Genomic DNA, 26,562 nt, shown 5'->3' on the forward strand with positions numbered 1-26,562 from the left:
TCCTGAGCCAGGATCAAACTCTCCATTTGATTCTTTCTCATTTTTATACTCTGACGAGTTTTGTTTATTTCTTGTATTTCTTTTGAAATTGACGTTTCCTGTTTAGTTTTCAAAGACCATTTTGCACCCAAGTTCCCTTGAACGCTTGTACATAATACCACTGGCATACCTACCTGTCAACCGAATCAACACATATTTCGCACATTTTTTGCAACAAAATTTTAGTGTCTTTTTCTATCCTTATTATATGTAAATATTTATTTATTTGCAGATTATTAAGATTGAAATTTTTATTTCAAAATAAAAAGGACGACCATAGTTAGTCGTCGTATATTTTCCTAAATTGTCTCCTCAAACGCATTTTCGTGTTCTACGAACAATTTAATAAGTGAATCACGTGTTAATTTTTGTTTTGCTTCGCCTTTGGCATCGAAAATAATCTTACCACCATGGAACATCAAGAGTCTGTCTCCGTAATCAAGTGCATGTTGAAGATTATGTGTTACCATAATCGAGGTTATTTTACGTGCTGCAATCATTTTATCCGTGAGCATCATTATCGCTTCAGAGCTCTTCGGATCAAGTGCCGCCGTATGTTCATCAAGCAACAGTACTTCTGGATTATTCATCAATGCCATCAGTAGTGAGAGTGCCTGGCGTTGACCACCTGACAGTTGTCCAACTTGGACATGAAGTTTATCTTCTAAACCCATATTTAATGTCTTTAATTGTGCGATAAATTCCGCTTCCTTGTCGCGTCTGATTGCTTTTTTTAGGTTGAACAAGTTCCCCTTATCCACAGCTAACGAAAGATTTTCGAGAACAGTCAAAGATGGTGCCGTTCCTGACATCGGATCTTGATATACGCGTGATATTTTTTTAAACCGCTTGAAATCAGTGACTTTTAAAAGGTCTCCTTCATTGAATGAAATTTCACCTGAATCTGGTGTCACTTGACCGGTTACAAGATTTAACAATGTCGATTTTCCACTACCGTTTGAACCGATAATCGTGACAAATTCACCATCTTCAATTTCAACATTAAGGTCTTCATAAAGCGTTGTTTCTGCGATACTATTAACATTGAATTTTTTCTTAATATTGTTGAGTTTAAGCATTTACTTCGCTTCCTTTCCCTAAGTATTTTGATATCTTACTTTGATTGAGTAAAATCGCACCCACGAAGATTACTACAGTCGCTAATTTTAGATGCTGAGGATCCATATTGAATCGTAGTGCAATTGCGATGATGAATCGGTACACGATAGCCCCTAAGATGACTTTAGTCGTTTGTTTGAATTTCAACTTACCAAAAAGTGTGGTTCCAAGAATTACGGAGGAAAGTCCAAGCACAACCATCCCTGTACCGAGTGAAACATCAAAGTAACGACCTACTGAAGCTGCGACCCCTCCACTTAAAGCTACAATACTATTTGCAAGTGCAAGTCCAAGTATTTTTACCGTACCAACATTATGTCCAAGTGATGTCACAAGGCCCTCGTTATCACCCGTGACTTTCAATAAGTATCCGACGCGTGTCGTGAGTAACGTATCAATCATTATTTTAATAAGGACCACGAGAATAATCATGACGATTAGTTGAAAGTTATCAATGATGAATGAAGGTGCTCCCATTTTTTCTAACCAGGTGGTTGAAAAAATATTGTCATATTTGAATAATGGAAGGTTTGATTTCCCACCTGCTACCATCATGTTAATTGAGTACAGTCCTGTCATTACCAATATTCCACTTAAAAGTGCCGAAATTCCAAATTTTACATGGAAGACTCCTGTTACAATACCAGCCAAGAATCCACCGGCCATTGATGCCAAGAGTGCAACCCATGGGTTTACACCATTAATAATTAAGATTGCGCTGATGGCAACACCCAATGGGTAGGTACCATCAACACTTAGATCTGGTATATCTAAAATTTTATACGACAACATGACCCCCATCGACATGATGCCGTAAAGTAACCCCTGTATTAATACATCTATTACAAATCCTAACATTATCGAACTATCGCTCTTTCTAAGACACTCGTTGGAATCGTAAGTCCCAACTGATCTGCCATTTTTTCACTTACAAATAATTCTGTACTTGAAGCAGTTTGTACGGGAATCTCTTTGATTGGTTTGTTATCTACTAAGATTTCTTTAATCATATGACCTGCTTGAATTCCTAGTTTTTTGTAGCTTACTGAGTCGCTTGCAAAGATTCCTTGATCAAACTGTCCTGATTCAGCCATGAAGACTGGTTTGTTTTCTTTTAGGGCTTGTTGGACAACAAGCCCTGTTGCTGTTGCAATCATATTGTCATTAACAATGAAGAGTGCATCACTATCAAGTGCAACTTGAGTTGATGCTTGAGCTATTTCATTCGGACTGCTAACGCCTTTTTCTACAACTTCAAGACTAAGCGGTTTCGCAATTTCTTTGATTTCTTTAATTTGGTTTTGACCATTTACCTCACTGGTGTTGAAGAGGATTCCGATATTTGTCATTGATGGTAACATTTCTTGCATCAATGCAACTTGTTGTGCAAGTGGAGGTAAATCACTAACGCCTGTAATAGCACCTTCTGGAGCCGTTGGATTTTCTACTAATCCTGCAGCTTTAGCGTCAGAAACAGCACTAAACACAACCGGAATATCTGTCCCTTCGACGGCATTCATCGCAACTTGTGCTGATGGTGTTGCAATCGCAAAGATTAAATCGACCTTATCATTTACAAATTGACTTGCAATCATTGATGCATTGCTCGCATCTTCATTTGCATTTTTAACTTCGACTGTAATCGTATCGGCAACGCCAGCTTCGATTAAGCCTTCTTTCATTCCTTCTAATGATTCATTGAGTGCCGGGTGTTCACCCCATTGGATGACTCCAACTTTGAATTGCGATGTCGCCTTTGAAGCACATCCTGTTAATACAAGTAAGACAATAATTCCTGCTGTTATAATTTTTTTCATTTTCTTTTCTCCTAACGTTATAACAAAAAAGCCACGCTACGTGGCTTAGTGTTTCAAAAGTTAGGGTTTAATAACCGTTATTGATTCAATGAGCCTCGTAGATATTTTAGTAACACAAAATAGTTAATATCCTAAAGGCTATTAACTGGTTATCTAAAATAATAATAGTTGCTCATTTGTTGGGCACGTGTAACGTTATTGATATTTTGAGTTTTCATATTGTTGTTCCCAACCTTTCTTCTGTTCACACATTAACAGATTTTTTTTCGGTTGACAACCCTCTTACTCAATATTATGAAAATATATTCATTAGAATGTAAATTCTGAAAACTTATCAGGAATCGTTATCCCCAATTCTGAAGCGACTTTTTTGTTTATTTTAGTAACCGTATGTTCTGGTGTTTCAATCTTTAGATTTTTTTCGTTAAGAGCGCGAAGTGCCAGCTTTGCCGTCTGTCTTCCAATTTCAATATAATTAATCGATACACTTGCAAGAACCCCTTCTTCTAACTGACCATCTTCGGAAGCATAGACAGGAATTGATTTTTTATTGGCATGATCAACGATCAAGGATGTTCCAGAAACATTCAGGTCATCTGTTATCACAAACATAGCATCAACTTCTTGCATAAGCATTGGTAATGCAACACCGAGTTCTTGAACGTCATTAACACCTTTATTTACAATTTCTAATTGTGTACTTGCTGCAGCAGCTTTAATTTGTTCCACTTGATATATTCCATTCACATCTCCAATACGATTAACGATGCCAACTTTTTTTACATCAGGTGTTAGTTTTTCGATTAGTTGCAGTTGTTGAAGGTAAGGTGCTGTATCGGTTACACCTGTTACAAAGTCCATTGCGTCAGTAATACCGATAGCCTCAGGATTACTGACAGCACTGAAAATAATAGGTACATTATCATGTTCAAACACATTAATTGCTGTTTGCGCGGATTGCGTTGTAATCCCAATGACTGCATCTACTTGCTCTTGCTGTATACTTTGGGCATTCATCATCAAGACTGAAGTATCTGCGTTGGCATTTTTATATACAACGTTGACACCTTGCTCTTCGAATATTTCTTCAATCCCCTGGTACGTATCATTGAGTGAAGCAAAGTCTCCAAATTGCAGTACAGCAATTGTTGGCCTGTCCTTCTGTTCCGGACTGCTGCTACACCCTGATAAGAGCGTCAAAACCATTAAAACTATCATGAATCTTTTCATAAACTTCCTCCTTATACAAAAAAAAGACTACGCGTAAACCACGTAGTCTTTAGATCTTACTAAGAATCGGTGTGCCCAAGCGAAAAGGGCTACTGCTTAGCCCTAATATTCAATTCGCTTGTTGCTCCATCGTTTCATGTACATAAGACACCTCTTTTGTTAATGTAACCTTACCACATCGTATTTCAGAAAACAAGTGCTATCTTTCAGAAATATTTGCGAGCACAGCTTCGGATAGGGTAATACCAAGTTGGCGCGCAACATCTTGATTGACGTACAAGACTGTTTCTTTAGATTGATATACCGGAAGTGCTGCGATATCTGTACCATTTTCTAAAATATCATAAATCATGAGACCTGCTTGCTTCCCTAATGTCATGTAGCTTAACGAGGCTGTTGCAAGAATTCCTTGATCAAACTGCCCATCTTCACTGGCAAATACTGGTTTGTTTGCCCTATTTGCAATATCGATTAGCGTTGCAGTCGCTGCCACAACCATATTGTCAGTGATATTAAAGAATACATCAATATCAGTCGCTAATTGGGTTGCCGCAGTTGAAACATCCATCGTATTTGAAATCCCCTTAGCAACAATTTCTAGACCCAATTTAGGTGCTGTCTGTTTTAATAAGTCGACTTGAACTTGTGAGTTTATCTCTCCAATGTTATAAAGGACACCTACTTTTTTGGCGTTGGGTGTAATCTCATTAATGATTCCCAATTGTTTTTCAAGTGGACTCATATCGCTTACGCCGCTTACGTTTCCTCCTGGAACGTCCAGTGTTTCGACTAAAGCGCCTGCAACAGGATCTGTTACTGCATTGAAGATGACTTTAATATCTGTTCCTGATGTCGCGTTCATTGCTGCTTGTGCGGCATTTGTGCCAATAGCATAGATTAAATCAACTTTATCAGATACAAATTTATTTACAATTAAATCGGCATTGAGTAAATCACCTTGTGCATTTTGATAATCAATCGATACTGTTTCACTTCCAAGTTGTGTTTCAAGTTCTTGTTTCATTCCTTCATACGCAGCATCCAGTGAAGGATGATCTGCCAATTGAATAACTCCAATTTTGTACTTTGCAGTGTTTTGGCTACATGCTGTCGTAAATAAGAGCATCACCATAGTTAATAGAATCACAGTGTATTTTTTCATACGTCCTCCTTCTCAAACAAAAAGCCATATCGTTCGACATGGCTTTGAAATACACGTTGTGAGTTAGCCAAGTCGATTTCCATTAGAAAATGGTTAATCTCGTTGGCGAAATTAACCGATTATCTAAAGAAAAAGAAAAAGCTAATGTTTGTTATATTGTGATTGTTGACCATAAGATCCCAACCTTTCTAGTGAAAGACTACCATGATTTTACATTTGTTTCAATACTATTTTCATAAATGGGTGATAATTGTTTCATTGTAGTGGTATAATTACTCAGTAAAAGGAGACTCTTAATTATGTATACTTGGTCATTAGACGCATTATATTCAGGTTTTAATGAATCTTTCGATAACGACGTAAACCGTCTTAAATCCCAGATTCAAGCGATGCAAGAAAGTGCTGCATCTTTAGAAACAATGGAAGATTTGGAGGGTTGGCTTAAACTAGATATTGAAACCAGTGCAAATGCACAGTCGTTGTTTAGCTATATTTCTCTACGCTTGTCTACAAATACAACAGATATAGAAAGTAATAACGCATATGGTAAGTTACAACCACTCGTTACTGAAATGTCAAAACCTTACGCACAGTTTAAAGCATTCATTGCGCATCATGCTGAGGTCCTTGAATCGTGGATTGCATCGAGCCCGCTCATCGCAGAACACGCGTTTATGCTTCGTGAAATTGCAAGAGAGAGTAATCATTTACTGAATGATGACGTCGAAGAAGTCATTGCAAAAATGAAAATGAACGCATCCTCAAACTGGAGCAAACTCCAGGGACATCTCACCTCACAAATAACAACTGAAATTGATGGAAAAACATATACACTATCATCAATTCGAAATCTGGCATACAGTCCCGACGCTGCAACTCGTAAAATTGCATATGAGAAGGAACTTGAAATGTATCAAGGTATCGAAGATGCGGTTGCATTCGCATTGAATAGCATTAAGGGTGAGGTCAATACTCTTTCTGAGATGCGTGGTTATGAATCAGCATTAGAAAAAACACTTGCAGATTCTCGTTTATCTAAAGAAACCCTTGATGCACTTCTTCAAGCAATCGAATCGTACTTACCTGTATTTAGAAAATATTTTAACCATAAAGCGACATTATTTGGTCACGATAATGGTTTGCCTTGGTATGATCTCTTTGCTCCATTCGAAACAGAAAATCCTAAAACGTATACCATTGAAGATTCACGTACGATGATTCTTGATAGCTTTGGAACTTTCTCGACTGATTTACATAACATGGCAATGCGCGCATATGATGAAAAATGGATTGATTTCTTACCTCGCGAAGGGAAACGAGGCGGTGCATTTTGTTCGAATCAACCTCAGATTAAGCAAAGTCGTATCCTCACTAATTTTGATGGTAGTATGTCTGATATTATTACACTCGCTCATGAATTAGGCCATGCATATCATGGAATGTTAATTGAAGATCTTTCGATTTTAAATACAGATTATACAATGCCTGTCGCAGAAACAGCGTCAACATTCTGTGAAAACATCGTTCTCAATGCTGCTCTTGCCGCATCAAGTGACGAGGAGAAACTAATCTTGATTGAGAACTCCATTTCAGACTTAGCGCAGATAACTGTTGATATTCTATCGCGCTATAAATTTGAGAGTGAGGTTTTCGAACGTCGTAAGACTGAGTTCTTGTTTGCCAATGATCTGAAAGAAATCATGATTCAGGCGCAAAAGGATACGTATGGGGATGGCCTAGATCAAAACTACATGCATCCGTATATGTGGATCAATAAAGGGCATTACTATAGCGGCGGTCTTAGCTTCTATAACTTCCCATATGCCTTTGGCGGTTTATTCGCACTTGGATTGTTCGGTAAATACCAAAACGAAGGAGCAGTGTTTGTACCTCACTATCAAGAACTATTAAAAGCAACAACTACAGCTTCATGTGAAGATGTTGCAGCATTAGCTGGAATTGACGTTACGAGCGTTGCTTTCTGGGAATCAAGCTTAAACGTCGTTGCTGAGCGTATTGAAACATTCATTGCACTCACAAAAAAATAAATCTGTGGATTTCCACAGATTTTTTTATACGTCTAAACGCATGTGATATTCAAGCTGTTTAACTTCGTCACCCATTTGGCGATTCGTCTGTTTAGCAGCGAGTGTTTGTTGCATTACCTTGAGATACGAATAGTAAAATTGATTCTTTGTATCTGTAAATAGGGTTGCCGCAGCAACAAATAGGGTTGCAATTTCGATGAGTGTTAACGTCTCGAAATGTTCAGCAATATACTTTACTCTATCTAAAATCTCTATTTGAATTTCTTTATCCATTGTATCACCTCTTACCTCTATTGTAGCACCATAACATAGAAATTAGTGTGAAATTAGCGACTGATTTCAAATTGAATTACGTTTTTAAGAACTTGTTCACGGTCAGGTGTAAGTTTGCGAATTCGGATACATGACTTCCCAATGGCTGACTTACCAAATGTAGTTTCGACGGCTTTTGCTAATTCATGATTTTGTGACCATGTCATGGCATAGACATTGACCGTTTTATCGTATTTTTTCAAACTTACTACCGGTGTTTCAGCATTATTCAAAAACCATGCGAGACCTTCAAATTTTCCCAAATGATATTCCCGCCCAGGACTGCCAACTATTTCTGAAATTATGTGTACTAAGTGCTGCTCAATGTGTTCCATTTCATCACCTCTTAGAAGTATTATGCCATAAAAAAGAACTTAAGATTTTACTTAAGCTCTTTTTTATATATATCGTCCAAACATTTTTCGAAATGGTCGTGGTTGATGAACAACAATGTTTTCTCCTTTAAAAACCAGCTGTGCATTTTCGTAACAACGTTCCAAATTCTCAAAGAGTTTTGTACCAACGTATTGCTTCTGCAAATCGGAAAGGTTCGGAGCTCTTCGACCACAGTTATGAGCATCTGACGCGATTAAGTGGACAAGGTCTTTTCTTATCATCATTTTACCAAGTCGTTGTTGTCGTGAATCTATCAACGTTGCGGCATTCATCTGAATGAGAACTCCCATTTCGATTAATTCTATCAAGGTATCAGAGGACGCTAGTAAATATGGATAGCGCTCAATATGCGCCAAAATTGGCGTATAACCGTTCGAAATGATGTCTTTTAACGTGTCCTTTAGACGGGATGGATATATATGGGTTGGAAGTTCAATGAGTAAATAATCTGTCCCTTCCATAACCAATTCATCCAGTTGTACATTTGCGAGTTGGGGTGAGAAATAGAGCTCCGCACCTAATTTTAAGGTTATTGGATAAGATTTCGTTTTAATTAAAGATCGGACTTCGTCACAACGTGCTTCGCGCACCTTCAAAAAACGATTCATGTCCTCTTTCTCAAGATTAAAGTGGGGGGTTGCAACCAGCTGATGCGTAGCTTGTGCGAGATGGCGTCCTAGCAATCCATCAACCGCATCAAGATTTTCAGGGCCATCATCAATATCATGAAGAATGTGTGTATGGATATCTGTAATCATGCTTACTCACCATATTCATAACTATACGAGTATGGCGTTGCTCCGCTTTTAACTTTCGAATCATCATAATAATTCATAACAGATCCCAATAGTGTTGCATGTGTTTGTTCGAGTTTACGCTTTGCAGCTAACACGACATCTCTTTCTGCGAAATTTTGTCGTACCACTAACAATGTACCATCAATATGAGGAGCTATGACACTTGCATCCGTTACTACATTGACGGGTGGAGTATCAATAATAATGTAATCATAAATCTCTTTTAAAGTTTCTAACATTGGTGCAAGGTTAGTCCCACCCAGAAGTTCTGAAGGGTTAGGTGGTATAATTCCTGCAAGCATAACATCAAATTGGTATGTTGTGTGCAGATAGATTGCGTTTTCTGCTTTGACGTTCCCTGCTAAAACCGCAGACAATCCGTGATTACCTGTCTTCTTAACGCGCAAGTATTCCCGAAGTGCCGGTTTCCGTAAATCTGCATCAATCAGTAATACTTTTTTTCCAGCATCTACTAATACCTTGGCTAGATTGATTGCTACTGTACTTTTTCCTTCATCTGGAATTGAACTGGTTATCATGATCGTTTTAACATCATCTTGAAACCCCATAAAACTTAACCCAGAACGTAGCGTTTTGTACGACTCAACAAATGAGAATGGCGATTTATCATTGATAATTTCAGTCCTATTTTTGATCTTTAATGGTTGTTTCGTTTTTTTGAACATAATGTCTCCTACTTCCGTGCCAAAATTGATACATCTGGAATCACTCCAAGAACAGGTAAATCTAATGCATTTTCTAGGTCATCAACACGCTTAAATGTTTTATCCATAAGATGTCGAATAATGATTCCAGCAACAGTTAGTATTGCTGCGCCAACAGATGCGAGCATAACATTACGCATAGTGTTTGGAGAAACGGGGTTCGATGGCTCTATTGGATTAGAAATTACTTTTACAGAACCAGCCTCTACCATTTCAACAATTTTATTTGGAGCAATCTCCACAATGGCAGATGCAATCGCATGTGCTATCTTTGCATTATTATGGCGAACCGAAACTTTCATAACTTGAGTATTGTCTACCGACGTTACCTTAACGCTGTCACTGAGTGCCTTCGTCATTACCCCGAGGTTTAGTTTATCATTTACAGGAGCCATCACAGAGTCACTTTTAATGATAACTCCATACACATTCGCAAGGCCTTTCGCAGAGTTAATATCATCATTGGTAATGCCACGGTTGCCTTCACTTTGACGATTATTGACGATCATTGTCGCACTACTTTCGTAAATCGGCGTAATCGCGATTTTAGTATAAAGAAAACTGAGGATTGCAGCGCTCACCATTACCACTATTATGAGTAAACTGTACGGCTTCACTGCATTTACCAGTTCTGAAATCTCTACATCTTGGGTTTGTTGTTTCTCAAATTCATTCATGCTTCTCTCCATCATCTATCGCATTTTGATGCCATAAGGCATCGTTTAACGTATCTATTATAACTCACTTCGTCTCATTAACAATGGGAAAGCGGTTTTATTTTAAGATTATTTAAAGCATTTGTTATGTTTGTTAAGGGTTGGGGAAATATAAAGAAAACCACTTTTAGTCAAAGTGGCTTATCATCTCTCTTGCATGCTTATAATAATTCCTGACTGTTCGTCATCGACAATAAACATATCATTTTTGGTACGGATTAAATGCGTACCAATTGGTGCATTTAGGTACGGGATTATATCTTGATCGTAATTACAAACTGTATTCAATTTGAATACATGGTGATTGTTCGCATGACTCATGTACTCATTACTTTCGTCACCTTTAAAAAACGCCACCCACTGTCCGGATAATCAGGGTTAGGTTCATCTCGAAACATATAACCAACTTTCCATCCTTCTTTGGTAATCATGTCGGATACAATGCATCCATCATCTGTAGACTCATCCCACTCAATGAGGTTTCGTACATGAAGCTTGATGAAACCATCGCGAGTATAATTTAACTTTTTTCGCGTATTTCGTTTGAACATGATTTCCCCTCCTATATTGTGTCTTTCTATATTTACTTTAACACATCCATTTTGGGGCCAATGTAAATTGCCGGTTTTCACACCATTTTATTTAATAACCATAGTTTATAATGTGAATATGTTGAAATTATGATTCGTGAGTTTGATGTCACGATTTATTATTTAGTCCTCTCAATTGAATCTTAACTCATTTATCATCGAAATGTGTCGAACTATTATGGTATTTTATTATCCAGATAAATAAAAAACCCACTGTTAAGTGGGTATAATTTCATATGGCGGAGAACATGAGATTCGAACTCACGGAAGCTTGCGCTTCGCCACCTTTCCAAGATGGTGCCTTAAGCCACTCGGCCAATTCTCCAACTGCTTTCTCATTATACATAAATATTCTCGCAAAAACAATGTATAATATAATAAATTGGAGGATATTATGTTATTAATAAACCGAATCCGTGACTTTGACAAATTATCTGAAACTGAAATCAAGATTTCAGAGTATATACTCGCTCACCCCAACGAAGTTATTTCCTTAAGCATTCAACAATTAGCACAGCGAACCTTCACATCTACTGCAACAATTACTCGTTATTGTAAGAAGATGCAAACAGATGGATTCACTGATTTTAAAGTGCGTTTAACTAGGGAATTAAGCACATCACCGCGTGGGCAACGAGTTCGTGATGATTTACCGTTTGATAAAAATGAGTCTACAAACCAAATCCTAGAAAGTATCTTGAACCTGAATTACCAATCGATGCAGGATACATATAACTCGATTGATCAACAGCAACTAAATCGTGTTGCGAGGGCAATTCACCAATCGCCGCATATCTATCTATATGGAACAGGTCAATCTTTAATTCTTTGTCAGGATTTTCAATATAAATTATTTCGCATCGAAAAAGACTGTAACCTCGAGTCAGCTGTCGGCTTTCAGTTTATGAAAACCCACACCCAACCCAAAGACAGTCTTGCAATTGTTATTTCATACTACGGTACCAGTATCAATAACCTTCGTATCATGACGTCACTCAAAGATCGTAATGTTCCGATTGTTTTGATAACCGGGCCAAATGACAACCCCTTAGTTCCACTCGCTAACGAAGTCATTCATGTTGCACCGCAAGAAGAACTCATGACAAAGATGGCATCTTTTTCTTCCCGAACAGCAATCCAATTAGTCTTAGACATGATTTATGCGCTTGTCTTTTCGTTTGACTATGAAATGAACCAAACACGCATCGAAGACAGCTCAATAATTCGATAGACTATTGTTCCAAAAACTGTGTAATAAATTTGTAAACACCGTTTTCTATATTAGAATCACAATGCATACGCGCAACAGCCTTAACGGAATCTGTTGCGTTTTTTACAGCTACGCCAATTTGAGCCGCTTCAATCATTTCTACATCATTATCGTTATCGCCGAAAGCGACGACATTTTCCATTGTCAAACCATGATTCTCTAAATACCACTGAATTCCTAAAGTCTTATTCACACGTGGATCCATGAACTCGAGAAGATCTGTTGCTGTTTTGACAGCTTTGTAAGCAGGATTCCCTACTGCTTTCGTATATTCAATCAACGGTTTCAGTGCTTCTGGTGACCCATTAACAAGAATTTTCGCCTGTGCTTCTTGGACTGCCAAGGTAACGTCACCGACTACAAGAATATTTCGAATTTTCGAATCGTATCCTTCAAATCGTGAACCATCATCGGTATACATTTTGTTATTGACCGTTAATGTCGGGTTTAAGTTAAACTTTCGTGCATTAGCAATGACTTCAAGGGCCGCTACTCTATCCAACGGATATTGGAATATCTGCGTTCCATCGGTAAAATCATACGCCTCAGCACCATTTTCAAACACGGCAAAATCAACGAGATCTTCTAGATCTTCAATAACAGTTTCTGCTGACATTCTTGGTCTACCTGTAGCGATTCCAAATCGATAACCATTCTTCCTCAACATTGTTATAAGACTTCTCGTTTTACTTGGTAGTTGATGGTCTTCATCAAAAAGTGTTCCATCGAGATCTGATACAAATACTTTAATCATAATATCCCTTTCTAATAAAAAAAGAACAGTAGGAAGATTCCTACTGTTCGAGTAATAATTTTCCTTATTGAGGAATATATGTAACGCCTTCAGCTTCTAATTTTGCAATAACATCTGCAAATTGTGGAAGGTAATCTTTATGCGCCACTAACATTTCATTCAATAAATCTTTTGTATAAATTCCGCTTTGTACAAGTGGATTAATATTGAATGCTTGGAGTGCTTTATTGTAATCGCCTGAAACAGCTGCTTCAATTACAACTTCTTCCATAGCTTTCATTAATTGAAGTTGACCACGTGCTGCTGGTGGGAATGAACCCCAGTTAAATGGCTCTGCACCGTGTGATGTAATCACTGATGTAACTTCAACAACGCAGTCATATGGTAAATCAGTTACTGTACCATTATTTTGTGTACTTACTGTCATAACGGTACGGGAATCATTATGAATTGATGAAATGATTTCACATGCAGCGTCTGAATAGTGGGCACCACCACGTTTTGTAAGCTGTTCTGGTTTATAATCCAAGTTTGGATCTTTGTAAAGTTCAAAGAGTTCTTCTTCAGTTGCCTTTACAGTTTCCGCACGTGTTTTATGATCTTTATAATTTTGTTGGTTTTCTGCAAGCATTTCGCGTTCTACATAGTAGTAGCGGTGGTAAGGACATGGCAATAACCCTAAGTCTGCTAGTTGTTCGTAGCTATAGTTAATGTTTGCAATGTTAGCGACTTCTGCTTGTTTGCTCTTTGCATAGTCACTTTCTGGGTTATAAAATGCGTTGATAAGTTCGGATGTAACTTCACTTCCGTCCTTATCCCAAACACGGTGCCAGTGGAAATGGTTTAGACCTGCAAATTTTTCAAAGAGAATACTTGCATCTTTATCATATCCCATTGCTTCATGGTTCATTTTTGTTGCACCGACTGGAATGTTGCACAATCCAATGGTACGTTCCCATCCACCAACTTTAATTGCCGCTTCAGTAACAATCCCTGCTGGGTTCGTAAAATCAATTAACCATGCTTTAGGAGCTAATTCTCGCATATCTTTGATAATATCAAGAATAACGGGAATCGTACGGAATGCTTTAAAGATTTCACCTGCACCATTTGTTTCTTGACCAAGGAGTCCATATTTACCTGGGATACGTTCATCTTTAACACGAGCTTCTAATTGACCAACCCGGAATTGTGTTGTAACAAAATCAGCATCTTTTAATGCTTCACGACGGTCTGTTGTTAAGAAAACTTTCCAATCAAGACCTGCAGCTTTAACCATTCGTTGTGCCATTGCACCGACGATTTCCAATTTTTCACGTCCTGCTTCAACGTCTACTAACCACAATTCACTGATATCTAATTTATCTTTACGGTTGATAAACCCTTCCATAAGTTCTGGGGTATAACTTGAGCCACCACCGATTGTAACAATTTTAAGTTTCTTACTCATACAATTGTCCTCCTGTATTTACTGTTATTGTACCTACAAATTTTTCACTTTTCAATTTATTGTGATAAATGGTCACAGGTTTTCACATATCATTGTTTTTTTTCATCGTATGTGAAAATAATTACCATGATTCGCTTTTGAGCATTCTATGGTATCATGATAAAAAAGGAGATTGATTATAATCATGCAAAAAATACTAATCGGTACATATACACGACGCATTAGCGAAGGTATCTATAGCATTGACTTCAATGAAGATACAAAGAAATTAGAAAATTTGAATCTGGTTGCTCCAGCACAAAATCCAACATATCTTGATTTTGATGCTAATACCGGAAAACTCTATAGTGTACATCAGGAAGATTCATTGGGTGGCATTGCAGTTTGGGATTTTGACGGTACGCATGCAACGCTAGACTACACACGAATGACTGAAGGCGTTCAACCGTGTTATGTTCGCTACCATGACACTGAAAAATCAATTTATGAAGCCAATTATCATGCTGGTTCAGTAACTGTTACTCACAACAAGATTGAAGATAAAGTCATTCGCTATCAGGATGGAGCTCATGCTCATTACATTGACTACGACCCCAAGACTGATGATGTCTTTGTTTGTGATCTTGGAAATGATACAGTTCACAAGTACCGTCTGATGAATGAAATTGCGACCTATAAAACGGCTTCTGGCATGGGTCCACGTCATATTGCTTTCCATCCAACACAACCTGTACTTTATATCTTTGGGGAATTGAACAGTACGATTGATGTTGTAAAAGATGATGATTTTGACCTTATCCATTTACAAACAGTCTCTACCCTCCCAGAAACAACTGTTGAAAGCTTCGGTGCTGCAATTCGAATTTCAAAAGATGGAAGCTATGTTTATGCATCAAATCGTGGTCATGATTCAATCGCTATTTTCAAAGTTAATGATGATTTCACATTGACTTTCTTGAGCACTATTTCGACAGAGGGTAAACATCCACGTGATTTCAACTTAAGTTTGGACGACCATTTCTTAGTTGTCGCAAACTTACACACAGATAATCTCACACTTTTTGAACGCAACCCAGAAACAGGACTGCTTTCATTAGTTCAAAAAGATATCCATGCACCTGAACCAGTTAGTGTTTTATTTATCAACACCAAGTTATGATACTTAGTATTGACATTGGAGGAACATTTATAAAATTTGCGCGTGTTAGTGAAAACTACGCAATTCAAGCGGCTTGGAGCATAGAGACATTCGCGATGACAAATTCCGAAGCCTTTTATGATTCCCTTGTTGCCAATATGGGGAATATGCAAGATGTCAAACGCATCGCGATTTGTCTACCTGGCATCGTTTCTGATAACTATGATGTCCTTTCCAAGGCATCCCCTCGAGTAAAATCAATGTATGGCACAAATATCGCACATGAAATCAGCCGGCGAACCGGCCTCGAGGTCTTTGCTTGCAATGATGCCCATGCAGCCGCAGTTGGCGAATATCAGTTTGGTTCTCTTAAAGATGCCATCAGTTCGTTTACGTACGTCATTGGAACAGCAGTTGGTGGTTGTTATATGATTGGCGACTCGATTCAAAAAGGTAGTGATAATTATGCTGCCAGCATTTCTATGATGCCCTTATCTTTTGAAGCAAACAAACCAATTTGGACCTATACGCGCTGTTCTGCAAATGCACTTTTTTATCAGTATCATGCATATTCAAAACGGTCACTACCTTCCGCTAAGGCAATCATCGAAGCTGCAGAAATGAACAACGATGCAGCTGTCGTTGTTGACCAATGGATTAATGACATTGCACGTTCCTTATTTCAAGTGAGCGTCGCCTTTAATCCGCACCGTATCGCAATTGGTGGCGGTGTATCGAATAATCCTCATCTTGTCCAACGCATTGAACACGCATATCTTGAAATAGTGCAACAGTATTTACATACTCCACCACTCACCACAAAAGTTGTATGCTTTCAAAATCCTGCACACGCACACCTTCTTGGTGTTGCTTATTTGGCAAATTAGTAAAAAACAACGTCAAAAAATTTGGCGTTGTTTTTATTTGCATGAGAATCCGACGTTACGTAATGAATCTACGACTAACTCTTTTTTCTCTTGCGTTGCTTGCGTACCTTTAACAACTACAGAATCTTGTTGAACCTTGCCATTCAAAGAAGTGATGTTTGTAAAGTGGTAACTTGTATATTTTTTTATTGTGCCAGACTCAGCATCTTGATCAAATTCGAATACAAACACTAATGACCCATTTGTATAATTCTTGAAATTTTCATTTGCAGTAACTGTGTTGGTATAGCAAGTATTCACAATTTTGAAGTTTCGAGCGTCTTCTTGTCCTTGTTTATAATCTGATTCAATTCCCTGTTGTGCCTGTTGCTTCATGACATCAAGCGTATCGATATCGGCAACTGTTTGCGGCGTTTCAACTAAGCCTTGAACCGTTATCGTTTTAGTTTCTGATAACAAGGTCATATCTTGCTGTTGGAGTGCTTTTCGAGTTTGACTTGGAATGTCCAACTCTAAAAGTATCGTATCCCCGTTTCGATATTTCTTTGTCTCAATTGGTTTAACCTTAATCTGTTTTAGAATTGTATTTTGCGTGTCATCAACATTATCAAATATCGGATCGACTGTTGTATTTACCGCAATTAAATCCCCTTCTGTAATATAAGCAACACTGACATTTGCGAAGAAATCAATGGTATCATCGTCCATCAAGCCTGTGACAGTTAGCGTTTGTGTTCCTAACTTAAGATTGTAGCGATGTTCCTTCAATATTTGGATTTGAGAATCATCAGGTGTAATTTTTATTGAAACGACATCACCATTTTTCAAGTTTGCATTTGGTGTAATTTCAACACTCACTGCCTTTAAAACTTCTTTTACCGGATCGGGTCCATCAAAAATCATTGTCTCGCGATTATCAACATAGTGACCTGTACCATTTGAACCCGTCAATGAAATTGTCCGTAGTGATAAGAAATCTAATTGTTTTTCATTCATGTATTGATTCCAAAAAATGTAGCCACCCCCCGCGATGACCACCATTATAATTAAACTCAGGATAACCGGAATAATATTCCGTTTTTCTGTACGTTGCTCTCGCTTACGATTCTTAGGTGTTTTTTCAACACGATCCTCATAGTTATTCTTCTCTTTAGATTGAGATTCTGACTTCGACTTTCGTTTTGATTGATGTTTCTATTTGCGTTTTTTGGACTTGCCATTTGAATGACGCGACGATGCTCTTTCAGATTTATTTTCTCCTGATTTTTTTAACGATTCATTAAATGCATCGACTTCCTGCTCAAAGTACAAATTCTCCATCATTTCGGCGTTCATCTCATTCGCATTCCTTTGGGAATCTTTTCTCAGTTCGCTATCTTTTGTGTTATCATCGATAATTTCGTGACTATCTGTTTTGTTGTCTTGCATCCATACCACCTCCATATTTACAGTTATATTATTTATAGTAAGTTTCATACTACCATCTTTCAATGGCGTTAGCGCTTACTCACATGAGTTCACATGAAAAAAGCAATTGCTTGCTACAATTGCTTACCTATCTTAAGGTTGTTCGAGTTTCAATGCAGTTTTTTTGAAACGCGTAACGCATACAAAACCGGTAATACCTACTAGAATTGCAATTATCCCTTCTGGCAAGGATTGAACTCCAAGTTCCTTAACCATTCCGTAGATTGATCCTAAAACGAGCCCGTAAATAATCTTATAGATTAGATTAGGATAGTTTCGCAGTGCCGAGTCAATGAGTGTGGTAAATAAGACAATCCCGACAAGAATACCAATGACAAGTGGCAGCAAAAACATAAAATCAAGTGATGAAATAGCACGTAACGTGCGTTCATATAACCCAAACACCAACAGCAAATATGATGTTGAAAGTCCTGGAAGGATTAAGGCAACAGAAATTGGAACGCCAATTATTATGAGCTGTATCCAATTTTGAATTGATAGATTAGCTTCGACTTGGATCGTAAGTGACGGAAAAAAATATACACCTACCGTCAACAGGATTCCTATGAAATATGGAACGATACTTTTGATAGATCTCACTTTGTTTGTTATCTGTTTATCAATTTCCATGAGGCCACTTAAAATTACCCCTAAGAAGAAAGACATTGTTAGTGCATTAAAATTGATTAGCAAGTAATCAATAATACCTGCGAACGCGAGAATCCCCAGACCAATCCCACATGTCATTACAAGATAATATTGGAGGCGGTATGCCCGAAAGTGCAAAAGTTCATTAAGAGCGTGTACAGCATCATCAAAAACATTCAATATCAACATCATTGTTCCCCCACTCAGTCCTGGTATTAGAAACGAGACCCCTATAAGAACGCCTTTTATTATTGTAATCGCAAATGTCATAATCCACCTCATTTCTTATTCATTATAAGGTGGATTACAATAGTGAATACTATCATTATCGTAAGAAAACTCTCTTTCGAGAGTTTACTGGTTTTTTAGTGCTTCAATAACAAGTGGTAAATAAATGTGTAAATCTGGGGGGCGACGTCCTGATATAACATGACCATCCGCAACTGCAGGTTCATCCACCCATGTTGCCCCAGCATACATTAAATCATGTTTAATTCCAGGAGTACTCGTTACAGTTTTCCCTTCAAGAATTCCGGCTGATGATAAAACCCATCCTGCATGACAAATTTGACCAATAACGCGTTTTTCTTTATCCATGTAACGAATAAACTCAAGAACAGCGTCTAAACGTCTTAAGTAGTCTGGAGCCCAACCTCCAGGCACCAAAATACCATCATACTGAGTAATATTTACTTCATCGAATGCTAGGTTTGATACTACCGATAATCCATACTTCCCTTTATACGTTGTATCTGCATGCTCACCTGCTATATCTACATGAGCACCTGCTTCACGGAGCCGAATAATCGGATACCAAAGTTCCAAATCGTCGTAGTCTGGGCTTACGATTGTTAGAACACGTTTTCCATTTAATTCCATGCGACACCTCTTTCTGTATTCAGTTGTTATTATATCATAGTATTCTTACATACTCTCGTATGACGAATATGATAGAATAAATACATCATTAGGAGGTTCTTATGTTTTATATAGGAAGTCATTTATCATTTTCAAAAGGTTATGAAAGTTTAGGAAAAGAAGCCTTGAATATTGGAGCGAATACATTTCAGTTCTTTACTCGCAGTCCCCGTGGTGGTAAAGCAAAACCGCTCGACTTGGAAGATGTTGCGAAACTCAATGCCATTATTGAAGCAAACGATTTCAAACATATTTTGGCACATGCACCCTATACATTGAATGCGTGCAGTGACAAACCGTATACACGTGAATATGCCGAGGAAGTTATGCGTGATGATATTTATCGCATGAGTTTTATCAAAGGAAGTCTTTATAACTTCCACCCTGGAAGTCATGTTGGTCAAGGGGTTGAACCCGCAGTTGTTATGATTTCAGACATGCTCAATCGAGTACTTGATCCAAACCAGGAAACAATTGTTCTTCTTGAAACAATGGCAGGTAAAGGTTCAGAAGTCGGCCGGACATTTGAAGAGCTCAAAGAAATCATTGATCGCGTTCATGTTAAAGAAAAACTGGGTGTTTGCTGGGATACATGTCACCTTTATGATGCAGGTTATGATCTTGTCAATGATTTAGATGGCGTTATCTCAGAATTTGACCGCATCATTGGTTTGAATAAACTTCATGCAATTCATATCAACGACAGTAAAAATCCATTTAAGTCCCATAAAGACCGTCACGAGAAAATTGGACAAGGATCACTTGGTTTAGATGCTTTTGTAAATATTATAAATCATCCTAAATTACGCCATTTGCCATTTTACTTAGAAACACCACAAGATGATAACGATGGCTATCGTCAAGAAATTGAATTACTTCGTAAAAACCGAAAATAATGCAACTTAACGCATGTATCTTTCATCTTACCGGATTTAACACATTATTTAACATTTTTTTGATACGATACACATAGAGGAGGCAGACATGAAAATTCGAATCATTGAAAATCCAGAATTAGCAGATGATGACGTGATTGTCGAATGTCATGCGCTGACTTCTGAGATTCAAAGTTGGATTCAAAAGTTTCATACAGAGGCAATCGTCGTATCTCGTGATGATCGTGATGTATCACTCAACACAGATGACATTCTATTCTTTGAAACTGAGGCAGAGAGTGTCTTTGCTCATACAAGTAAAGATTCTTACCGAACACGATATCGTTTGTATGAATTGGAGGATAAATTACCCAATTCATTTGTAAGAATTTCGAAATCAGCAATTGTGAACATTAACCATGTAGCAGCAATTGAGCGAAACATTACCTCAGCACGATCCATCCAGTTTTTTGACTCTCATAAAGTGGTGTACGTATCACGTATGTACTTCCCAAATGTGAAAAAACATTTGGACGAAAGGAGCTTATAATGAAAAGAAAAAGCGGCAGTCTTTACTGGGGTTTCTTCTTCATAGTTATTTCGGTTGTAATTTTTGGATCCGCATTTAACCTTTTTGAAGTAGGAAACAGTATTTTTAGAATTATTGTAACAGCAATGTTGGTTGCATTTGCAATTAGCAATTTGAAGGATTTAAATTATGGTGGAATTATTATGCCACTCATCATTGCCTTTGCACTGAATGATGATCTCTTCTACTTTAGAGGCAACATCTGGTGGCTCATTTGGGGTGGTATCTTCCTAAGTATCGGATTGCATTCCCTATTCCCACGAAAAAAGCATAGTTTTGAGTTCTTCAGCGAAACGTATGATTCACCAAAATCCGACTTTAATCGACATGACTTCAACGATGATGACATCATTGATGTTGAGGTGAACGTTGAAAACGGAGATGGTAGCAAACAAAATTTCACCTTTAGTTCTGACGGAACCAAAGAAGGCACTAACTTTAATAAAGATAGTAATCGTGAGCATCAATATGACGCACGTCAGGACTTTATAAGAATGGAAGCAACATTTACCGACCGCACACGTTATGTTCGTTCAGAGAACTTTACAGACGGATCAGTCGAGTGTAACTTTGCATCATTACGCGTATACTTTGATCAAGCAAAATTTAATCCTAATGGATCACACCTAAATATCGATTGTAATTTCGGACAAATTGTCCTCTACATTCCTCATACTGTGAATGTAATTAACAATGTCACCACAACCCTTGGTGGTATATCAGATTCAACACATCATATGCCACAATCGGGTCCAACATTAACACTCAATGGAGACGTTTCATTCGGTAATTTGAAGATCTATTATATCTAATTAAAGGCGGAAAAAATCCGCCTTTAATTATTTTAACTTTTATGTAAAAAGCTATTGCGCTTTTGTAAAATGAATGTTATTATCTATAGGCACTAAGGAATTAAACATAGCAAATATGCGGATGTGGTGAAATTGGCAGACACACTAGACTTAGGATCTAGCGCCTTGTGCATGGGGGTTCGAGTCCCTTCATCCGCACCAATAGGTTATAACTCAAACACTCTTGTTTGAATAAACATATGACACGGAAACAGTACGGTTTCTGTGTTTTTTTTGTATAGGAGCGTCGTTATGAGTATAAAACCACTTGATAGAAATACCGAACTTGAAAAGAAAATAGTAAACTGCTGTAAGTTTCATGGAGGCAAGCCAGAATTATTACATGGCTTCGAATATTATGTACCAAAGAGCAATATAAAAGTAGTTGTTCCCCATAAGTTTCTTATATCAGTGAAGAATGTTAAAATGATAGTAGTTATTGGATTAGATATGAACTTGTATTTATATGATTATAACCATCCAATCACCATTACTCTTTTAGCAAAGCTACTTGATAAAGTTAGAGGTAAATTATGAAAAACGAACTTGCAACATTAGTTGAATTCAATACATTTCTTAAAAGCCCAACAGACAAATACTTGTTTGATCATAAGAATCCATTCTATCCTTATGTGTATGCTAAAGAAATGTTGGAGTTCTTTTCTTTCTGGTGTATGTCTCGTTATTTCACAGAAGGTTATACAAGCGTTCACAGCGAGCGTAATTTTACAATGAGTAAAGACACGGACTTGCCTACTTTGCTCGCAGACGTAACGTTTATGGTGCGACGTGAACGATTTACGGCTGGCTTTGTCGCAACTCAATTGGATATTCTAAGCAAAACACTAGATATAATCATAGAAAAGGAAAATAACAATGTCTAAAAAGATCAGATTTTATGCAATAGATGTCCCCTTTAAATTCGAGAGCATTAACGAATGTAATAAAATGATTAAATCGTTAATTGAATTTATTCGCTATCATACAAGAAAACACGGATATTTTTGCCAAGGAATGATAGCTGCAAGTAATATCAGTTCATGGAATTTGATAGGTATTAAGAAAGTTGAAACAGGTAAAAAGGGACGCCCAAAAACTATACCAGTTACATTCAATGAATTTGATGACATTGGTAAAAACCCGATTGTTCTTAAATTATCTGACAGAGAAGGACAACCTACAAACACGACTCCTCACATTCATATGATATTTATCATGTATCCTAGTTCAACTTTATCATTAAAAATCAAAGAATATATTGATCAGAATTGGAGAGCTAATAATATAATCGATGATTACGCTGATGGAGTAGCTTTCCGTAAGATTGATAATATTAACATTGGATATTGTGAGTACATTTTCAATCAGTCAACAAATATCAAATTTATTAATGAAAATCATTCGAAGCATTTTGCTGATTTTCCCATAGACAAGTATAATTTTAGAAATTTATACAATGCTTATAGAAACTATCAAGACTTATGGCATAAATCAATTGATAAATTTGACGATAAAAAGCTAAAAAAGTCTGAACTTAAATACCTTGAAATTAAGAGTTTTTATGATGAATTTTCAAAAACAGTGATTAAAGTCCAGAAAAATAGTGAGTAACACCACTGCAATTAGTCAATTAGTTACTGATTCAACTTGGATTTGAATCACAATTTAAAATCTACATATAATACTAATATATATAAGTATTAATATACTAGTAGTAAAGAGATTAAGAAAGTGTAATAAAATGCTAATAACCTAGTCATAACCATAAACACGGGTACAGTAATAAAAAGGATAGACAAAAGCTCATACATTCCCTCATAATTACATGCATAACAAAATCAATTAATACTAAAGAGTTTTACTAACTTATACATCTAAGTTGTCATTTTAGCTTATTATCATGTGTTGAGAACATATATTCTAATAAGAAAGTAATAACCTACTCTTCAATTGCATCAATATAGCCAATAACTTTATTTTTATTGTCTCGGCTTAGGTTGCGGAATTTTAACAATAGTTTTACATCTTCCTCATCTAGTCCATCCTTCGACATATCTCTAATTGAAAAATCAATATCGGTTCTAGCAAGAATGTAATCAATTGATGTATTAAAGTACTCTGCAAGTTTCAGCAGAGTTTTTGCACTAGGTAGTGCTTTATTATTTTCATATGCACTAACTGTTTCTTGTGAGACTTCCAAATAGGCAGACAATGTCCATTGGGAAACATTCTTTTTCTCGCGCAACTTTTTGATATTATTCATGTTATCACCATAATTCCTTTATCTTAGTATAGAAGTAGTATCTATACAATTTCAGATATATGGTGTATATTGTTAGGTATACAATATCTAATGAGGAGGAGTATATATGACTAAGAAATACTGTTCATTTTGTAATAACCAAATACAGTTTGGTGGTGGTAAACGAAAATTGAAAGACGGTTTTATTTGTCAAAATTGTCTCAAACAAAATACACAAGCTTTGAAAATATCAGAATTGTTCAATTTAGGGAAAATGACTGTAGAGAATGTAAGGGATAGTATTGACCCATCTCGAGTTGCATTTAAAGATAGTGGCTATACGCTCACTGAATCAATCGGTGATGTAAAGTTTGATGATAACAATAAAGTTTTGTACCTTGGTAATGACCAAAACGAAATACAGAAGGATACTTCGTTATTTAGATTTGATCAAGTTTATGGCGTTGAAATTAAAGAAGACAATCAAACAATATCATCTGGTGGACTTAAGGGTGCAATAGTTGGAGATGTTCTTTTAGGTGGAGTAGGTGCTATCGTCGGTTCAAATGTAGGAAAGAAGAAATCAATTGGTACTTGTGCAAAGTTATCCGTAAAGATATATCTTGATAGCCAAACAACCCATTACAAGGAATTATATTTAATAAATAATCAAAAGAAACCGATTAAGAAAGATAGTAGCGAGTACGAAAAATCGTATGAAATCGCTAGTTTGTTAGAGGCTAAACTAAAATACATAATTAGAAAGAATGAGGTTATACGTTGATGAATAAAAGCAAAAAGATATTGTTGATAGTGTTTGTTGTACCAATACTGTTAGGACTGGTTGTTGCAATCAGCAGTAAACTTATGAGTAATGATAAAAATACAATTGATAAAGTCAACGTGATAGTTGATACGACTCAATTTAGTAGAATTACAACTGAAGAACTAAAAAGTATATTGGGAGAACCAGAGCTTGTAGAAGAATGGACCAACACAACACAAAAAGGAAACTTTAATTTTACTTCTTTCGAATATAATGTTAACGGAAATCATTATTCGTTTAACATTTATGAAGACTCTGTTGTAAGTCTAATTGTAGAGCCACCAAAATATTATGATTTAGAGGGTGATGTTTTCCATTACACTCAGAAAAACAAAAAAGATATCCTACAACAATTTAACATTGAACTTGGTAGTAATGGAAAGAAAAAAACAGACACTGGATTTGCATTGATCTACTCGCCAGTGAATGAAAAAATTGGTAAAGTCGATATTCAGTTTATAGATACCGATAACAAAACATTTGAATGGATTAAAGTTATTTACAATCTTAATTATTTTGATTAGCACACCGCAAGGTGTGTTTTTATTTTCTTGATAGGTAATGGTGAATTTCTTTATATAGATTACTTATATAAATATCAGTGAAAATATTCAAGTCCAGTTCTATTCCCAATTCACTCATGTTTTTCATGAATGCAAGTGTATTAGTTAGATATGGAAATTCAGTTGGTTCCTCTCCAATCGCATTTAATACTGTACTCTTAATTTGTTCAAATATAGTATTGATCAATTCTTGTTCAATATCAGTCATATAAACTCCTCCAAATTGTATCTTCAGTATAAGAGAGTTTTCAGTTTTTGTAGAGTAGATGTAACAAGTGTTGATTTAAGTGTACATTTTCAAACATTAAATTTCTTGGTGAAATAACCATATTTTAGTGTTTATAAACCTGCGAACGCTATTATTAAAACATGTGAAAAGTTCACCCACTTTTACAAAGAGTTTTCTCCCCAACACTCTACCTAGCTCACCTACTCTCGTATAATTTATGTAGGAGGTTATTTCATGGAAAAAAGAACATATGGTTATGTACGTGTTAGTTCACGTGATCAAAACGAAGAACGACAAGTTAAAGCAATGATTGATTATGGGGTTGACGAACGTTCAATTTTTATTGACAAAGAAAGTGGCGCTACTTTTGAAAGGCAAGAATATCAAAAATTAAAGCACTTTTTACGTAAAGGCGATTTATTAGTAATTATGAGTATTGATAGATTGGGTAGAAACTATGAGTTAATTACTGACGAATGGAAATCACTAACCAAGGATATTGGTGTTGATATCGTTGTTCTTGATATGCCACTACTCGATACTACCAAAAACAAGGATACTCTCGGTTCATTTATGAGCGATTTAGTTTTACAGATATTATCGTTTGTTGCTGAGCAAGAACGTACTCAAATTAAAACGCGACAAAAACAAGGAATTGCGAACGCTAAGCAAAAAGGGGTTGCATTTGGTAGACCAAAAGTGCAACAACCAGAAAATTTTGAACAAATTTATGATACATGGAAAAATGGTGAAATAACCGCTAAACAAGCGATGATTGAACTAAATCTTAAGCCTAATACATTCTATAAATTTGCCAAGGAATTCCAAAACGCGACCAAGTAATGTGAAATTTGAGTATAATAGTATGTAACACCTACTATGTTGTTACACAATATGGAGGAAA

31 protein-coding genes, 2 tRNA genes and 1 pseudogene are annotated in these 26,562 nt (G+C 36.6%); 14 read left to right on the plus strand and 20 right to left on the minus strand.

Features of this window, described 5'->3' with window-relative positions:
- Positions 1-338 precede the first annotated feature (338 nt).
- The 5 genes from GVV22_RS05915 to GVV22_RS05935 all read right to left on the minus strand — a co-directional run bounded on the left by GVV22_RS05915 (position 339) and on the right by GVV22_RS05935 (position 5,367).
- A complete protein-coding gene (locus GVV22_RS05915) occupies positions 339-1,118 on the minus strand; it encodes an ABC transporter ATP-binding protein (protein WP_159649217.1) in 780 nt (259 codons plus the stop codon).
- Positions 1,111-2,016: an ABC transporter permease gene (locus tag GVV22_RS05920; RefSeq protein ID WP_159649218.1), complete on the minus strand. Its 906-nt coding sequence runs from the start codon at positions 2,014-2,016 to the stop codon at positions 1,111-1,113. The genes GVV22_RS05915 and GVV22_RS05920 overlap by 8 nt, the downstream gene beginning before the upstream one ends.
- Complete coding sequence (locus GVV22_RS05925; protein ID WP_159649219.1) at positions 2,016-2,975, minus strand: ABC transporter substrate-binding protein; 960 nt, start codon at positions 2,973-2,975, stop codon at positions 2,016-2,018. The genes GVV22_RS05920 and GVV22_RS05925 overlap by 1 nt, the downstream gene beginning before the upstream one ends.
- A 309-nt stretch (positions 2,976-3,284) precedes the next feature.
- Positions 3,285-4,205 (minus strand): ABC transporter substrate-binding protein, encoded by a 921-nt coding sequence (locus tag GVV22_RS05930; RefSeq protein ID WP_159649220.1) that lies wholly within the window; start codon positions 4,203-4,205, stop codon positions 3,285-3,287.
- Positions 4,206-4,404: 199 nt separating this feature from the next.
- Positions 4,405-5,367, minus strand: coding sequence for an ABC transporter substrate-binding protein (locus GVV22_RS05935; protein WP_159649221.1), 963 nt, complete (start codon positions 5,365-5,367; stop codon positions 4,405-4,407).
- A 299-nt stretch (positions 5,368-5,666) separates the two neighbouring features.
- Between GVV22_RS05935 and GVV22_RS05940 the strand changes: the two genes are divergently transcribed.
- Entirely contained in the window at positions 5,667-7,415 is a 1,749-nt protein-coding gene (locus tag GVV22_RS05940; protein ID WP_159649222.1) for a M3 family oligoendopeptidase, read from the plus strand.
- A 24-nt stretch (positions 7,416-7,439) separates the two neighbouring features.
- Here GVV22_RS05940 and GVV22_RS05945 read toward each other — a convergent pair whose 3' ends face one another.
- From GVV22_RS05945 to GVV22_RS05980, 7 genes and pseudogenes are all read right to left on the minus strand, one after another.
- Complete coding sequence (locus tag GVV22_RS05945) at positions 7,440-7,688, minus strand: hypothetical protein (RefSeq protein WP_159649223.1); 249 nt, start codon at positions 7,686-7,688, stop codon at positions 7,440-7,442.
- A 53-nt stretch (positions 7,689-7,741) separates the two neighbouring features.
- Positions 7,742-8,062 carry a hypothetical protein gene (locus GVV22_RS05950; RefSeq protein WP_159649224.1) on the minus strand — a complete coding sequence of 107 codons (321 nt, stop codon included), beginning with the start codon at positions 8,060-8,062 and terminating at the stop codon, positions 7,742-7,744.
- A 63-nt stretch (positions 8,063-8,125) separates the two neighbouring features.
- Complete coding sequence (locus tag GVV22_RS05955) at positions 8,126-8,881, minus strand: tyrosine-protein phosphatase (protein ID WP_159649225.1); 756 nt, start codon at positions 8,879-8,881, stop codon at positions 8,126-8,128.
- Between the two features lie 2 nt (positions 8,882-8,883).
- Positions 8,884-9,606, minus strand: coding sequence for a CpsD/CapB family tyrosine-protein kinase (locus tag GVV22_RS05960; protein WP_159649226.1), 723 nt, complete (start codon positions 9,604-9,606; stop codon positions 8,884-8,886).
- Between the two features lie 8 nt (positions 9,607-9,614).
- Positions 9,615-10,322: a YveK family protein gene (locus GVV22_RS05965; protein ID WP_159649227.1), complete on the minus strand. Its 708-nt coding sequence runs from the start codon at positions 10,320-10,322 to the stop codon at positions 9,615-9,617.
- 183 nt (positions 10,323-10,505) lie between these two features.
- Positions 10,506-10,912: pseudogene (locus tag GVV22_RS11180) on the minus strand (DUF2185 domain-containing protein).
- 276 nt (positions 10,913-11,188) lie between these two features.
- Positions 11,189-11,276 (minus strand) — tRNA-Ser (locus tag GVV22_RS05980).
- 69 nt (positions 11,277-11,345) lie between these two features.
- Here GVV22_RS05980 and GVV22_RS05985 point away from each other — a divergent pair.
- Positions 11,346-12,182: a MurR/RpiR family transcriptional regulator gene (locus GVV22_RS05985; RefSeq protein WP_159649230.1), complete on the plus strand. Its 837-nt coding sequence runs from the start codon at positions 11,346-11,348 to the stop codon at positions 12,180-12,182.
- A gap of 1 nt (position 12,183) precedes the next feature.
- Here the strand turns inward: GVV22_RS05985 and GVV22_RS05990 are convergent, their stop codons facing one another.
- Both GVV22_RS05990 and GVV22_RS05995 read right to left on the minus strand, forming a co-directional pair.
- A complete protein-coding gene (locus GVV22_RS05990) occupies positions 12,184-12,975 on the minus strand; it encodes a Cof-type HAD-IIB family hydrolase (protein WP_159649231.1) in 792 nt (263 codons plus the stop codon).
- A gap of 64 nt (positions 12,976-13,039) precedes the next feature.
- Complete coding sequence (locus tag GVV22_RS05995) at positions 13,040-14,425, minus strand: 6-phospho-beta-glucosidase (RefSeq protein ID WP_159649232.1); 1,386 nt, start codon at positions 14,423-14,425, stop codon at positions 13,040-13,042.
- A gap of 184 nt (positions 14,426-14,609) precedes the next feature.
- Here GVV22_RS05995 and GVV22_RS06000 point away from each other — a divergent pair, with 184 nt between their 5' ends.
- Together GVV22_RS06000 and GVV22_RS06005 are read left to right on the plus strand one after the other, a co-directional pair.
- The gene (locus GVV22_RS06000) at positions 14,610-15,584 is read left to right on the plus strand and encodes a lactonase family protein (RefSeq protein ID WP_201290693.1); all 975 of its coding nucleotides are present in this window, start codon (positions 14,610-14,612) and stop codon (positions 15,582-15,584) included.
- Positions 15,581-16,450 (plus strand): ROK family protein, encoded by an 870-nt coding sequence (locus tag GVV22_RS06005; protein WP_159649233.1) that lies wholly within the window; start codon positions 15,581-15,583, stop codon positions 16,448-16,450. The genes GVV22_RS06000 and GVV22_RS06005 overlap by 4 nt, the downstream gene beginning before the upstream one ends.
- 33 nt (positions 16,451-16,483) lie before the next feature.
- On the opposite strand, the gene GVV22_RS06010 is transcribed toward GVV22_RS06005, so the two are convergent.
- The 4 genes from GVV22_RS06010 to GVV22_RS06025 form a co-directional block, all read right to left on the minus strand.
- On the minus strand, positions 16,484-17,446 hold the full coding sequence (locus GVV22_RS06010; RefSeq protein WP_159649234.1) for a hypothetical protein: 963 nt from the start codon (positions 17,444-17,446) through the stop codon (positions 16,484-16,486).
- 198 nt (positions 17,447-17,644) lie between these two features.
- Positions 17,645-17,926: a hypothetical protein gene (locus GVV22_RS06015; RefSeq protein WP_159649235.1), complete on the minus strand. Its 282-nt coding sequence runs from the start codon at positions 17,924-17,926 to the stop codon at positions 17,645-17,647.
- An 84-nt stretch (positions 17,927-18,010) separates the two neighbouring features.
- Positions 18,011-18,835, minus strand: coding sequence for a DUF368 domain-containing protein (locus tag GVV22_RS06020; protein ID WP_159649236.1), 825 nt, complete (start codon positions 18,833-18,835; stop codon positions 18,011-18,013).
- A gap of 84 nt (positions 18,836-18,919) precedes the next feature.
- Positions 18,920-19,444: a type 1 glutamine amidotransferase domain-containing protein gene (locus GVV22_RS06025; protein ID WP_159649237.1), complete on the minus strand. Its 525-nt coding sequence runs from the start codon at positions 19,442-19,444 to the stop codon at positions 18,920-18,922.
- 101 nt (positions 19,445-19,545) lie between these two features.
- Between GVV22_RS06025 and GVV22_RS06030 the strand changes: the two genes are divergently transcribed.
- The 7 genes from GVV22_RS06030 (at position 19,546) to GVV22_RS06060 (ending at position 23,409) form a co-directional block, all read left to right on the plus strand.
- The gene (locus GVV22_RS06030) at positions 19,546-20,379 is read left to right on the plus strand and encodes a deoxyribonuclease IV (protein WP_159649238.1); all 834 of its coding nucleotides are present in this window, start codon (positions 19,546-19,548) and stop codon (positions 20,377-20,379) included.
- 88 nt (positions 20,380-20,467) lie between these two features.
- Positions 20,468-20,908 (plus strand): LytTR family DNA-binding domain-containing protein, encoded by a 441-nt coding sequence (locus tag GVV22_RS06035; protein ID WP_159649239.1) that lies wholly within the window; start codon positions 20,468-20,470, stop codon positions 20,906-20,908.
- Entirely contained in the window at positions 20,908-21,759 is an 852-nt protein-coding gene (locus tag GVV22_RS06040) for a LiaF transmembrane domain-containing protein (RefSeq protein WP_159649240.1), read from the plus strand. Before GVV22_RS06035 ends, GVV22_RS06040 begins: the two co-directional genes overlap by 1 nt.
- 117 nt (positions 21,760-21,876) lie before the next feature.
- A tRNA-Leu gene (locus GVV22_RS06045) sits at positions 21,877-21,960 on the plus strand.
- A gap of 90 nt (positions 21,961-22,050) precedes the next feature.
- A complete protein-coding gene (locus GVV22_RS06050; protein ID WP_159649241.1) occupies positions 22,051-22,335 on the plus strand; it encodes a hypothetical protein in 285 nt (94 codons plus the stop codon).
- Positions 22,332-22,682 (plus strand): hypothetical protein, encoded by a 351-nt coding sequence (locus GVV22_RS06055; protein ID WP_159649242.1) that lies wholly within the window; start codon positions 22,332-22,334, stop codon positions 22,680-22,682. The genes GVV22_RS06050 and GVV22_RS06055 overlap by 4 nt, the downstream gene beginning before the upstream one ends.
- On the plus strand, positions 22,675-23,409 hold the full coding sequence (locus tag GVV22_RS06060) for a hypothetical protein (RefSeq protein ID WP_159649243.1): 735 nt from the start codon (positions 22,675-22,677) through the stop codon (positions 23,407-23,409). Before GVV22_RS06055 ends, GVV22_RS06060 begins: the two co-directional genes overlap by 8 nt.
- Positions 23,410-23,737: 328 nt before the next feature.
- Here GVV22_RS06060 and GVV22_RS06065 read toward each other — a convergent pair whose 3' ends face one another.
- Positions 23,738-24,061 (minus strand): helix-turn-helix transcriptional regulator, encoded by a 324-nt coding sequence (locus tag GVV22_RS06065; protein WP_159649244.1) that lies wholly within the window; start codon positions 24,059-24,061, stop codon positions 23,738-23,740.
- A 106-nt stretch (positions 24,062-24,167) separates the two neighbouring features.
- On the opposite strand from GVV22_RS06065, the gene GVV22_RS06070 reads away from it, so the two are divergent.
- Together GVV22_RS06070 and GVV22_RS06075 are read left to right on the plus strand one after the other, a co-directional pair.
- On the plus strand, positions 24,168-24,824 hold the full coding sequence (locus tag GVV22_RS06070; RefSeq protein ID WP_159649245.1) for a hypothetical protein: 657 nt from the start codon (positions 24,168-24,170) through the stop codon (positions 24,822-24,824).
- Positions 24,824-25,390, plus strand: coding sequence for a hypothetical protein (locus tag GVV22_RS06075; protein ID WP_159649246.1), 567 nt, complete (start codon positions 24,824-24,826; stop codon positions 25,388-25,390). The genes GVV22_RS06070 and GVV22_RS06075 overlap by 1 nt, the downstream gene beginning before the upstream one ends.
- Positions 25,391-25,409: 19 nt before the next feature.
- Here the strand turns inward: GVV22_RS06075 and GVV22_RS06080 are convergent, their stop codons facing one another.
- Positions 25,410-25,637, minus strand: coding sequence for a hypothetical protein (locus GVV22_RS06080; RefSeq protein WP_159649247.1), 228 nt, complete (start codon positions 25,635-25,637; stop codon positions 25,410-25,412).
- Positions 25,638-25,892: 255 nt separating this feature from the next.
- On the opposite strand from GVV22_RS06080, the gene GVV22_RS06085 reads away from it, so the two are divergent.
- Positions 25,893-26,501 (plus strand): recombinase family protein, encoded by a 609-nt coding sequence (locus GVV22_RS06085; RefSeq protein WP_159649248.1) that lies wholly within the window; start codon positions 25,893-25,895, stop codon positions 26,499-26,501.
- The last annotated feature ends 61 nt before the right edge of the window (positions 26,502-26,562 follow it).

Origin of the sequence: Erysipelothrix aquatica (genome assembly GCF_009828825.1) — a bacterium.
Classification (GTDB): domain Bacteria; phylum Bacillota_I; class Bacilli_A; order Erysipelotrichales; family Erysipelotrichaceae; genus Erysipelothrix; species Erysipelothrix aquatica_A.

Bases quoted from the DNA above. Each gene is read 5' to 3' on its own strand.
- GVV22_RS05955 (WP_159649225.1), bottom strand. From the start codon at position 8,881: ATGATTACAGATATCCATACACACATTCTTCATGATATTGATGATGGC.
- GVV22_RS06035 (WP_159649239.1), top strand. From the start codon at position 20,468: ATGAAAATTCGAATCATTGAAAATCCAGAATTAGCAGATGATGACGTG.
- GVV22_RS05990 (WP_159649231.1), bottom strand. From the start codon at position 12,975: ATGATTAAAGTATTTGTATCAGATCTCGATGGAACACTTTTTGATGAA.
- GVV22_RS06025 (WP_159649237.1), bottom strand. From the start codon at position 19,444: ATGGAATTAAATGGAAAACGTGTTCTAACAATCGTAAGCCCAGACTAC.
- GVV22_RS06010 (WP_159649234.1), bottom strand. From the start codon at position 17,446: ATGAATGAAAAACAATTAGATTTCTTATCACTACGGACAATTTCATTG.
- GVV22_RS05995 (WP_159649232.1), bottom strand. From the start codon at position 14,425: ATGAGTAAGAAACTTAAAATTGTTACAATCGGTGGTGGCTCAAGTTAT.
- GVV22_RS05925 (WP_159649219.1), bottom strand. From the start codon at position 2,975: ATGAAAAAAATTATAACAGCAGGAATTATTGTCTTACTTGTATTAACA.
- GVV22_RS05945 (WP_159649223.1), bottom strand. From the start codon at position 7,688: ATGGATAAAGAAATTCAAATAGAGATTTTAGATAGAGTAAAGTATATT.
- GVV22_RS06050 (WP_159649241.1), top strand. From the start codon at position 22,051: ATGAGTATAAAACCACTTGATAGAAATACCGAACTTGAAAAGAAAATA.
- GVV22_RS06085 (WP_159649248.1), top strand. From the start codon at position 25,893: ATGGAAAAAAGAACATATGGTTATGTACGTGTTAGTTCACGTGATCAA.
- GVV22_RS05940 (WP_159649222.1), top strand. From the start codon at position 5,667: ATGTATACTTGGTCATTAGACGCATTATATTCAGGTTTTAATGAATCT.
- GVV22_RS06005 (WP_159649233.1), top strand. From the start codon at position 15,581: ATGATACTTAGTATTGACATTGGAGGAACATTTATAAAATTTGCGCGT.
- GVV22_RS06070 (WP_159649245.1), top strand. From the start codon at position 24,168: ATGACTAAGAAATACTGTTCATTTTGTAATAACCAAATACAGTTTGGT.
- GVV22_RS06000 (WP_201290693.1), top strand. From the start codon at position 14,610: ATGCAAAAAATACTAATCGGTACATATACACGACGCATTAGCGAAGGT.
- GVV22_RS06020 (WP_159649236.1), bottom strand. From the start codon at position 18,835: ATGACATTTGCGATTACAATAATAAAAGGCGTTCTTATAGGGGTCTCG.
- GVV22_RS06060 (WP_159649243.1), top strand. From the start codon at position 22,675: ATGTCTAAAAAGATCAGATTTTATGCAATAGATGTCCCCTTTAAATTC.
- GVV22_RS05930 (WP_159649220.1), bottom strand. From the start codon at position 4,205: ATGAAAAGATTCATGATAGTTTTAATGGTTTTGACGCTCTTATCAGGG.
- GVV22_RS05915 (WP_159649217.1), bottom strand. From the start codon at position 1,118: ATGCTTAAACTCAACAATATTAAGAAAAAATTCAATGTTAATAGTATC.
- GVV22_RS05965 (WP_159649227.1), bottom strand. From the start codon at position 10,322: ATGAATGAATTTGAGAAACAACAAACCCAAGATGTAGAGATTTCAGAA.
- GVV22_RS06040 (WP_159649240.1), top strand. From the start codon at position 20,908: ATGAAAAGAAAAAGCGGCAGTCTTTACTGGGGTTTCTTCTTCATAGTT.
- GVV22_RS06055 (WP_159649242.1), top strand. From the start codon at position 22,332: ATGAAAAACGAACTTGCAACATTAGTTGAATTCAATACATTTCTTAAA.
- GVV22_RS06015 (WP_159649235.1), bottom strand. From the start codon at position 17,926: ATGAAACTTACTATAAATAATATAACTGTAAATATGGAGGTGGTATGG.
- GVV22_RS06030 (WP_159649238.1), top strand. From the start codon at position 19,546: ATGTTTTATATAGGAAGTCATTTATCATTTTCAAAAGGTTATGAAAGT.
- GVV22_RS05960 (WP_159649226.1), bottom strand. From the start codon at position 9,606: ATGTTCAAAAAAACGAAACAACCATTAAAGATCAAAAATAGGACTGAA.
- GVV22_RS05950 (WP_159649224.1), bottom strand. From the start codon at position 8,062: ATGGAACACATTGAGCAGCACTTAGTACACATAATTTCAGAAATAGTT.
- GVV22_RS05935 (WP_159649221.1), bottom strand. From the start codon at position 5,367: ATGAAAAAATACACTGTGATTCTATTAACTATGGTGATGCTCTTATTT.
- GVV22_RS05985 (WP_159649230.1), top strand. From the start codon at position 11,346: ATGTTATTAATAAACCGAATCCGTGACTTTGACAAATTATCTGAAACT.
- GVV22_RS06080 (WP_159649247.1), bottom strand. From the start codon at position 25,637: ATGACTGATATTGAACAAGAATTGATCAATACTATATTTGAACAAATT.
- GVV22_RS05920 (WP_159649218.1), bottom strand. From the start codon at position 2,016: ATGTTAGGATTTGTAATAGATGTATTAATACAGGGGTTACTTTACGGC.
- GVV22_RS06075 (WP_159649246.1), top strand. From the start codon at position 24,824: ATGAATAAAAGCAAAAAGATATTGTTGATAGTGTTTGTTGTACCAATA.
- GVV22_RS06065 (WP_159649244.1), bottom strand. From the start codon at position 24,061: ATGAATAATATCAAAAAGTTGCGCGAGAAAAAGAATGTTTCCCAATGG.